We start from the raw sequence: 5,832 nt of genomic DNA, 5'->3' as shown, positions 1-5,832 counted from the left end.
TTCATATACGGCGCGAAGTGGGTCAGCCGGGAACATTCAGGAGAGATCATGGAAAGCATTCTAACGCTGGCGCTGATGCTGCTTGCGGTGCACTGGGTCTGCGATTACCCGCTGCAGGGAGATTTCCTCTCAAAGGCCAAACAAACAGGCCCGCTGCGCGTTTATCATCTGGTCGCGCACTCCGGCATACAAGGCACTGGTGTAGCGCTGATCACCGGCAATGTATGGCTCGGGTTAGCAGAATGGCTATTTCATAGGGTCATCGACGAGGCGAAGGTAAAGGGGCGGATAATGTTCGCCCAGGACCAGGGGTTGCACATCGGCTGCAAGGCGCTGTGGCTCGGCTTAATCCTGACATCCGCATGGCTATCGACTGGGCCATCTACATCGCCCTGGTGGCGCTGATCTTCGTCATGGGCTCGCTGCCGATGTGGTGGTGGCTATGAGTCCCCGTGCAGAACGCGCGATCCTCACGCTTCTCTGTGCCGTTGCTGCCGCCTGTCTCGTCTATGCGGTGTGGTCCATCTTGTAGAAAATTCATATCGCGAAATGTGATGGCCCCACCGGCCGGTAGAAATGATTTTGCTTAGGAGGCCCAGTAGAGTTCGCGTGCTCGCCAAGCGTCTTTAATCTTCTCTAGGATTTCAGCTTCGGTTCGATGCGGAAACTGAGTGTGCAGGGCTGCAGCCATGGCTAAGATGTCGACGTTATTGATTTTCTCGGCCTTTGCCTTATCGGCGGCGCCATTAATCTGATCCGCCAACAGCGCGTCTTCGTCTTTGCTCATTTCATCCTCCTAAGATCACCCATGCCAGTCCTGACAAACGCAGGCATGAGCGTTTCGCCCAGCGATCGCCAAGGGCATGACCACAACCGACGCATATTCCGAGGCAGGTTACAAGGGTCACAGGACGGCCGCCTCTACGTTGTCAACAAATGTCCCGTCAGCCACCGTTTTGACGCTGACCACCGGCGCAGCATGCAGGCTGATTCATTCGAACAGGGATAACACCATGGCAACGATGGTCGACCTCGCGCGTACCGCGGCGGAGAAGAAAGAAGAGCTTGACCGTTGGGAGAAAGGGCCGACCGAATCCGATCGCCCGGACTATCCCTACGGCCTGACGCTGTTTCTCGATTATACAACCCTCAAGAAGATGGGTCTGACCGATCGCGACTTCGACACCGGCCAGCCGGTCACCATCATGGCCCATGCGACGATTACCGAAGACCGGATCGAATAGTCAACGGCGAAAAGCGGCACTCGATCTCGCTGCAGGTCCAGAAGATGGCCCTCGATCAGGAGACAAAGGACGTCGCCAACAAGTTTTATGCCGAGAAGGCATCCGCCTAATAACGAGGTCTGCCGTGCTCAGTGTAAAGCAGTTTCGCTTTGTCGAGGAGTATCTGAAAGACCTCAACGCCACCCAGGCTGCGATACGCGCCGGGTATAGTGAGAAGACAGCACATCCCAAGGCCCGCGGCTGTTGGAGAATGTTGGAGTAGCCGCCGCGATTGAGGAAGCGAAGGCAAAGCGGTCTGAGCGGACCAAGATCGACGCTGACTGGCTGCTCAAGCGCCTGGCTGAAGAGGCCGTAGCGGACATTGCCGACCTTTACCATGAGAACGGCAGTCTCAAGCCGGTCCACGAGTGGCCGCTCATCTGGCGTCAAGGCTTGGTGGGCGGGATCGAGACTGATACCGGTCGAGTATGCGGCGCAGCGCGCACCTGCCACACAGGCAGCCCAGGAGGCGGGCGATAATGGTGCCTTCATCTTCTGGCAACAGAAGGGAGCCGCAATCGAAGCGGCGCGGCTCGGCACAAAAGCGGCGATCGACGCGGCAACGGTCGTCGAGGAAGCGCGGGCGGCCGCTGATGCGGTGGTGTGGCCGTGACAGGCGGAGACCCGGCATAAAGGTCTGGGTCCTGCCAGGTCTCCATGCCGCGCCGGGTCAGCCACCGGCGCAGCACATTCAATGCTGCGTCCGACGTCGATACACACTTCTTTAGGAAAACGCGAGAACTGGTGCAGCCACAATGACCAGGGCCACGATCGAGGCCACTGCCAACTTAATTCTGCGGATACGCCGGGTGCGCACACCAGTCCAGTCATAGACCATATAAAAGATCCTCATGATCATCGGGCACAAGCGGGAATCGACTTCCGGCATTGTGCTCACGCCAAGTCACTTGTTGCAAGTGGGACCGCCTATCGCGCCGGTGGCTTGCCTGAACCTTTCGAAACAATCTGGAGCATCAATGCAAGTCCTCGACCCCGCAAATGAATTCGCACGTTCTCTCGCCAAGGTGCTTGTCATAGAGGGCGGCTATTCCAACAATACGAAGGACCCGGCGGCGCGACGATGAAGGGCGTCACGCAGCGGGTCGATGATGAGTATCGCCGCTCGCATGGCCTGTCCCTCATGCGGGTAAGAAATATCAGCAACTCCGAGCTGGAGGCCACCGCAAGAAATACTGGGACGAAATCAAGGGCGACAAGCTGGCGCCCGGCGTCTCCTGTGTCGTCTTTGACGGTTCGGTGAACTCCGGCGTTGCGCTATCCGTAAAGTGGCTGCAGCGCGCGCTTCAGGCGATGGGACTGTATCAAGGTCTCATAGACGGCATTCTCGGGCAGGGGACGCTTCTCGCTCTCGGGGGCGTCAACGACAATGACAGCCTGATCGTCCGCATCCTTGACCGCCGTATGGCCTTCCTCAAGGCGCTGAAGACATGGAAGACGTTCGGCAAGGGCTGGACGGCCCGCGTCAAGAGCGTGCGCGCTGTCGGTCAGGCATGGGCAACCGGTTCTGTCGGTCCAGAGATCGAGTACGTCCCGGGCGGCGAGGCCAAGGCGCTGATCTCCGATGCCAAGCCCGCCCCGGTGCTGGCCGTTGCCGACGCGACGACGGGTGGCGGCATTGGCTCCGGCACGCTGGCCGGCACGCTGCAGCAGGCCCAGGATCAGTTGACGCCGCTCAGCACCAGCAGCGAATTCATCGGCAAGCTTGTCGCCGGGCTGATCATCGCCGGCGCCGTGCTGACGCTCGGCGGCCTTGCCTATCGCTGGTATGCGAAGCGCAAGAGGGACGAGCTGCAGGATGCCCTCGATCTGAAGGTGGCGGTCAATGCTCAAGCTGCTGCCTGAATGGCTCAAGATTGGAGCGGGAGCGGCGTTGGGCGCTCTCGTCGCCATTTACCCTGCAATCCTCGTCGGGCGCTCTGAAGGCCGCCAGCAGGCCGCAACCGTCGCCCTGGAAGCCGCGATCAAACGCTTTGCCGAAAAAGGAAAGATCAATGGTCAAGTCTCTTCCTTCAGCCAAGCCTTGAGACTTCTGTGACGATCCTGAAAACGGATAGGCCATTCGCAAACCAAGTCGCATCACATAACCGCTTCGGCAGATCACAGGGCTGCTGATAATCGCATTCGCATTGAAGGGCAGGGCGCGCAGGAATGAACGGAGACACCATGCACATCGACGTCGAGAAGCCGAAGATCAACCCGGCGCATTTCATCGCCATCATCGGCGCAGCTCTTTTCAACGCGTTCATCATCGGCGGGGTATGGGTCAGCCTCAATCGAGATATCGCCGATATCCAGAACGCTCAGGAACGGACACAGAAGGTTCTCGACGACACGCAGCAGCAGGTATCGCAAATACCACCGCTTTCATTTCAGGTGACAAGAGCGCTTGAGGCGACGGCGGAAAACAAGAACGGCATAGAAGCGGCAAACTCCCGCGTTGATCGCGTCGTGGAATCCCTTGGGGGAAGCTCGACATCGCGATAGAGAGCATCAACAAGGTCGCAACCCGCGTCGAGGTGCTGAGCAGCAAGCTTGATGATGCGTAGGGAAGGGCGAACAAGACCTTGTGGCGAACGCCGATCGTCCGGCCTTAATACGACGAAGGGGCTCGTCCAAAAGGTTCAAAAATGGCGAGCCCCTTGTCTAAATGGCGACCGCGGATATTGGGTAACGCGGCCACGGCTGTGCTTGGGGGCTACAGCGCTTTAAAATAAAGCTCCTGGAAGCCGGCTGGTCAATAATCAATAAGGGTTAGGATCCAAGCGCTCGCCCTACGGAATAGCGAGCCCTTGCCGCGCCTCATAGGTCCCCTAGAGCAGGGGTACGGCTAGGGCTCGTCCTAAGTGTCAAAGAAGGAAGAGCCCTGTCGCAGAGCACGGCCTCGACCAATTTGGGGCTTGTTTCGGCCGCCGTGCTTTCCAGCATGCCATCCTGGGGCAAAGGCGCTCAAGGACTTAAGGTCTGATGCCCGCTAGACAATCATGGGAAAATGCCGAACATCGCCGACAATTATTCTCGGCGCTAGTCGAAGCGACTCGCATTTGCCTCGGCTGCCGTTTCCCCGATCGAAATGGCCCTGATAAACGGCACTAGCTGCCACAGCGCGGAAAGTCCGACGAGGATATAGACGATGGTCGATACGGCGCTGTCGCGTCCGCCGAAGAGGGAGGCAACTAAGTCAACGTTGGCGATGCCGACAAGCAGCCAGTTGATGCCGCCAATAATAACCAGCAGTAGCGTGATCAGGTTCAGTGCTCGCATTTATTTTGTCCTCCAACTTGGGTGACCGCGCGGTACCAGGACGATGGGTCAAATATCGCTGGCGTTTAACAGGAGGGCTGCCGCGCGGTCATATCGATAACCAATCGACGCCAGCGAACGTTCCGGTCCGCTAGCGTACGGAGAAAAGAGACCCCGCCGAAGCGGGGCAATTAAGGGACATGGAAACCGCGCGGCACCAGGATGACGGCTGCGACTCCAGCATCACTGGCGACTGAGGTAAGGAAGTCTACCGCGCGGCCCACCTATCAACGATCGGCATTAGTGAGCGTTCCCGTTCGATACCGTACGGACAAAAGGACCCCGCAGGTGGGGGCGGGGTAAGGTGGCCAGCATTCGCCGGCTGGATGCGCTGGCGGGGTAATGCCTGGCGCATTCCGCCTCATCAACGAGCCGAACGGCTGTTCGTTTCGGTCCGTTGACGTACCCCCAAAAAAAGCCCTGCCGAAGCAGGGCTAGTTTTCATCAGCATTCAGGGATCGCGCAACCGATCCGATGCAGAAAACGAATAAGGAAGCCGCATCGTTCCGGTCCGCTCATTGATGATTCCGCCGGTTCGTCTGCGCGAGGCCTTTCTGCTGTGTCTGGAACACCAAACGGCCGGCTATGGCCGCTGCTGGAAAGCCACGATCAATATCGGATCCATAGGCCAGCTTCTCTGGCGGCGGCAATAAAAGCGGCTCGTGCTGCCTCGTGAGTCATCCGACTGTCGAGCGCCGCCAGACAAACTTCTTGTGCACGAAAGAAAGCCGGACCGGACGTCGTCGGCCACCGGGTTGTCAGCAATGTCAAGGCTGCCCGTGTTCCTGTGATGACGTAGGATTGACCGCCCGGCCGCAATTGCAATTCAATAGTCGTGGCCCAGGGCTCGTCGTTCATAACCGCTCCTCGTGAAATGGTGAGCAGTAACGACGGCGTCGTGGGTAAGTTCCGAACCTCGGCCGAAGCGGGTTCGTCAGTTAGCTTTTGACTTATCAGTAAGAGAAGAAGGGTAACCAGCGGCGGGTGGCGCGCAAACCTCATCGAGTCTTGCGCCGATCTCCTCTGGTGCCTTGACGCCCGTACTTACGAGGGCGACGGCCGCCTGGAGCGCTTCCCAGCCTCGTTCGCTTTGGAGATTGACACGGTTTCTCTCCGACCAGCGGCTCAATGCCATGGCGACAAGGTCAATCTCATCGTCTGTATAGGAAAGTAGTTCGAAAAGAGACATGAGAGCGCTCCTCCGTTTGGGGCAAGAGCAGATTGTCTC

The 5,832-nt window shown here is 58.5% G+C and carries 9 protein-coding genes and 1 pseudogene; 6 read left to right on the top strand and 4 right to left on the bottom strand.

Going from position 1 to position 5,832, the window contains the following annotated elements; translation table 11 throughout:
* Positions 1 to 405: DUF3307 domain-containing protein (locus ACPYOJ_RS33620; protein WP_481420110.1), on the top strand; the 405-nt coding region annotated here is incomplete at its 5' end.
* Between the two features lie 181 nt (positions 406 to 586).
* Here the strand turns inward: ACPYOJ_RS33620 and ACPYOJ_RS33615 are convergent.
* Entirely contained in the window at positions 587 to 787 is a 201-nt protein-coding gene (locus ACPYOJ_RS33615) for a hypothetical protein (protein WP_481420109.1), read from the bottom strand.
* Between the two features lie 226 nt (positions 788 to 1,013).
* On the opposite strand from ACPYOJ_RS33615, the gene gp10 reads away from it, so the two are divergent.
* The 5 genes and pseudogenes from gp10 to ACPYOJ_RS33590 all read left to right on the top strand — a co-directional run bounded on the left by gp10 (position 1,014) and on the right by ACPYOJ_RS33590 (position 3,788).
* Positions 1,014 to 1,244, top strand: coding sequence for a capsid staple protein (gp10, locus tag ACPYOJ_RS33610; protein ID WP_481420108.1), 231 nt, complete (start codon positions 1,014 to 1,016; stop codon positions 1,242 to 1,244).
* Positions 1,213 to 1,763 (top strand): annotated as a pseudogene (locus tag ACPYOJ_RS33605) (terminase small subunit). The gene gp10 and the pseudogene ACPYOJ_RS33605 overlap by 32 nt, the downstream one beginning before the upstream one ends.
* 777 nt (positions 1,764 to 2,540) lie before the next feature.
* Entirely contained in the window at positions 2,541 to 3,146 is a 606-nt protein-coding gene (locus tag ACPYOJ_RS33600) for a putative peptidoglycan-binding domain-containing protein (protein WP_481420107.1), read from the top strand.
* Positions 3,127 to 3,339, top strand: a complete 213-nt coding sequence (locus ACPYOJ_RS33595) for a hypothetical protein (RefSeq protein ID WP_481420106.1) — start codon at positions 3,127 to 3,129, stop codon at positions 3,337 to 3,339. Before ACPYOJ_RS33600 ends, ACPYOJ_RS33595 begins: the two co-directional genes overlap by 20 nt.
* 113 nt (positions 3,340 to 3,452) lie before the next feature.
* Positions 3,453 to 3,788, top strand: coding sequence for a hypothetical protein (locus ACPYOJ_RS33590; protein ID WP_481420105.1), 336 nt, complete (start codon positions 3,453 to 3,455; stop codon positions 3,786 to 3,788).
* Positions 3,789 to 4,325: 537 nt separating this feature from the next.
* On the opposite strand, the gene ACPYOJ_RS33585 is transcribed toward ACPYOJ_RS33590, so the two are convergent.
* The 3 genes from ACPYOJ_RS33585 to ACPYOJ_RS33575 form a co-directional block, all read right to left on the bottom strand.
* Positions 4,326 to 4,565 carry a DUF378 domain-containing protein gene (locus ACPYOJ_RS33585; protein WP_481420104.1) on the bottom strand — a complete coding sequence of 80 codons (240 nt, stop codon included), beginning with the start codon at positions 4,563 to 4,565 and terminating at the stop codon, positions 4,326 to 4,328.
* Positions 4,566 to 5,213: 648 nt separating this feature from the next.
* Positions 5,214 to 5,462 (bottom strand): DUF982 domain-containing protein, encoded by a 249-nt coding sequence (locus ACPYOJ_RS33580; RefSeq protein ID WP_481420103.1) that lies wholly within the window; start codon positions 5,460 to 5,462, stop codon positions 5,214 to 5,216.
* Between the two features lie 76 nt (positions 5,463 to 5,538).
* Positions 5,539 to 5,793: a hypothetical protein gene (locus tag ACPYOJ_RS33575; RefSeq protein ID WP_481420102.1), complete on the bottom strand. Its 255-nt coding sequence runs from the start codon at positions 5,791 to 5,793 to the stop codon at positions 5,539 to 5,541.
* Positions 5,794 to 5,832 lie beyond the last annotated feature (39 nt).

This window comes from Rhizobium sp. SVR5-9E (assembly GCF_056755095.1).
The sequence above is the reverse complement of the archived record's forward strand: the minus strand, read 5'-3'. Positions and strand labels throughout refer to the sequence as shown.